Raw genomic sequence first — 2,387 nt, 5'->3', positions numbered from 1 at the left:
CGCCCGCCCGCCCGGGCTGGGCTGGCTGTATCGTAGGGGCGGCACACTGGGCCGCCCGCCCGCAAGCCTTCCCCCCTGAGGGGGGAAGGTGGCACGGCGAAGCCGTGACGGATGAGGGGGCGTACTTGAACCGCTGTATCCCGGCGGGAGCCCCAAGGCAGGTCCGCAAGTCAAAGGGGGCGCCGCGAAGCGGCAGGGGGATTCCGTTCCCCAAACCCTCTCCCGGAGGTTCCTCCCCATGCGGGTGTATGCCCCGCCCTGCAATCGGGCGAACGTCAAAAAAATCCCCCTCCGCGGTGGAGCAATTTCCGCCGCGGAGGGGATTTCAGCGTATCAAGAGAATCAGCCCGCCGTCATATTGCAAACGAGGCGGTCATGTTGTTCCTCAAGAGGTGAGTTCTTTTATCTTATCATAGAACCCAAGGAAATGCTACCCGCTTTTTCCACAAAATCCGGGGGCAACTCTCGTGGAAGTCTTTGCCCCTAAAAACCTTGACGGTCCTTCTCACGCCGCGTAAAATAAAGAATGTTGATTTTATAGAAAAATTCAGAAATAGAGGAGTGAGCGCATGGCCAAACAGGGCTTTGACAACGGCCAATATTTAAAGCTCCAGTCCCAGCACATCCAGGAGCGCATCGCCCAGTTCGGCGGCAAGCTGTACCTGGAGTTCGGCGGCAAGCTGTTTGACGACTTCCACGCCAGCCGGGTGCTGCCCGGGTTCGAGCCGGACAGCAAGATCCGCATGCTGGCCCAGATGAAGGACAAGGCGGAGATCATCATCGCCATCAACGCCAGCGACATCGAGAAGAACAAGGTCCGGGGGGACCTGGGCATCACCTACGACAGCGACGTGCTCCGGCTCATCGACGCGTTCCGGTCCATGGACCTGTACGTGGGCAGCGTGGTGGTCACCCAGTACGCCGGACAGACCGCCGCCGACGCCTTCCAGAAGCGGCTGGAGTCCCTGGGGGTGAAGGTGTACCGCCACTACCCCATCGCCGGCTACCCCCACAACATTGCAAAGATCGTCTCTGACGAGGGCTTTGGACGGAACGACTACGTGGAGACCAGCCGTCCCCTGGTGGTGGTCACCGCCCCCGGCCCCGGCAGCGGCAAGATGGCCACCTGCCTCTCCCAGCTCTACCACGAGTACAAGCGGGGAGTGGCCGCAGGCTACGCCAAGTTTGAGACCTTCCCCATCTGGAACCTGCCCCTGAAGCACCCGGTGAACCTGGCCTATGAGGCGGCCACCGCCGACCTGGACGACGTGAACATGATCGACCCCTTCCACCTCCAGGCCTACGGCGAGACCACGGTGAACTACAACCGGGACGTGGAGGTGTTCCCCGTCCTGGCGGCCATGTTCGAGAAGATCACCGGCTCCTGCCCCTATAAGTCCCCCACCGACATGGGGGTGAACATGGCGGGCAAGTGCATCTACGACGACCAGGCGGTCCAGGAGGCCGCCCGGCAGGAGATCGTCCGCCGGTACTACGACGCCCGGTGCGAGCTGCGCCAGGGCAAGGGCTCGGAGCAGACGGTATACAAGCTGGAGCTGCTGATGCAGCAGGCGGGGATCACCCCGTCCATCCGGAAGGTGGCCGCCGCCGCCAACCAGGTGGCCGAGCAGACCGGCGAGCCCGCTATGGCCATCGAGCTGCCCGACGGCTCCATGGTCACCGGCAAGACCTCTGAGCTCATGGGCTGCTCCGCCGCCGCCCTTCTGAACGCCCTGAAGGCCCTGTCCGACCTGGGGGGACACGGCGTCCACCTCATCGCCCAGAGCGCCATCGAGCCCATCCAGACCGTCAAGGTCAAGTACCTGGGCTCCAACAACCCCCGGCTCCACAGTGACGAGGTGCTGATCGCTTTGGCCGCCTCGGCCAACCTGGACCCCAAGGCCCAGGCCGCCCTCCACTCCCTGGCCGCCCTCAACGGGTGCCAGGCCCACTGCTCCGTCATCCTCTCGCCCCCCGACGAGAGCACCTATAAGAAGCTGGGCCTCCAGCTCACCTGCGAGCCCCAGTATCAGACCAACAATTTGTATCACCGATAAGCGCAATGAGGCGCCCCCGGGAGAAGGGTCTCCCAGGGGCGCCTGTCTCATTTTTTATAAGCCTTCCCCTCGGGGGCCTCCCCCGCAAAGCCTTCCCCCTGGGGGGAAGGTGGCACGGCGAAGCCGTGACGGATGAGGGGGCATTCCCCCCAAAGCCTTCCCCTCGGGGGGAAGGTGGCCCGAAGGGCCGGATGAGGGGGCAGGTTTCGGATTGCGTTTGTTATATGCAGGGGAATTTCGCCGCCTGCGGGCGGCGACCTACTTTGCCCATGGCGGCAAAGTAGGCAAAACGCCCCCGGGGACGGCTCCAGATGAGCACTTCGTGCTCAT

The 2,387-nt window shown here is 63.6% G+C and carries 1 protein-coding gene; it reads left to right on the top strand.

Going from position 1 to position 2,387, the window contains the following annotated elements:
* The first annotated feature begins 569 nt into the window (after positions 1 to 569).
* Positions 570 to 2,057 carry a DUF1846 domain-containing protein gene (locus tag H6B31_RS16485; RefSeq protein ID WP_087292648.1) on the top strand — a complete coding sequence of 496 codons (1,488 nt, stop codon included), beginning with the start codon at positions 570 to 572 and terminating at the stop codon, positions 2,055 to 2,057.
* Positions 2,058 to 2,387: the final 330 nt, after the last annotated feature.

Source organism: Pseudoflavonifractor capillosus (genome assembly GCF_016899775.1).
Taxonomy (GTDB): Bacteria; Bacillota; Clostridia; order Oscillospirales; family Oscillospiraceae; genus Lawsonibacter.
This window is presented reverse-complemented; position numbering and strand designations above follow the sequence as displayed.

Excerpts from the sequence above, each read along its gene's own strand:
- H6B31_RS16485 (WP_087292648.1), top strand. The coding sequence starts at position 570 with ATGGCCAAACAGGGCTTTGACAACGGCCAATATTTAAAGCTCCAGTCC.